This is a genomic window from Paraburkholderia sp. SIMBA_027 (assembly GCF_046535315.1).
Lineage (GTDB): Bacteria > Pseudomonadota > Gammaproteobacteria > Burkholderiales > Burkholderiaceae > Paraburkholderia > Paraburkholderia tropica.
Genome location: NZ_JAWRWY010000127.1, coordinates 1 through 419 on the forward strand (window position 1 = coordinate 1; position 419 = coordinate 419).

Here is a 419-nt window from a genome sequence, read left to right on the forward strand (position 1 = left end):
TCTCGGGCTTGCACCCTAACAGAGCACCCCTTCTCCCGAAGTTACGGGGTCATTTTGCCGAGTTCCTTAACGAGAGTTCTCTCGATCACCTTAGGATTCTCTCCTCGCCTACCTGTGTCGGTTTGCGGTACGGGCACCTCTCACCTCGCTAGAGGCTTTTCTTGGCAGTGTGGAATCAGGAACTTCGCTACTATAATTCGCTCGCCATCACAGCTCAGCCTTCACGGGAAACGGATTTGCCTATTTCCCAGCCTAACTGCTTGGACGCGGATATCCAATACCGCGCTTACCCTATCCTCCTGCGTCCCCCCATTGCTCAAATGGTGAGGAGGTGGTACAGGAATATCAACCTGTTATCCATCGCCTACGCCTTTCGGCCTCGGCTTAGGTCCCGACTAACCCTGAGCGGACGAGCCTTC

1 rRNA gene is annotated in these 419 nt (G+C 54.7%); it reads right to left on the bottom strand.

Going from position 1 to position 419, the window contains the following annotated elements:
- A 23S ribosomal RNA gene (locus SB764_RS38430) occupies positions 1 to 419 on the bottom strand; the annotation flags it as partial.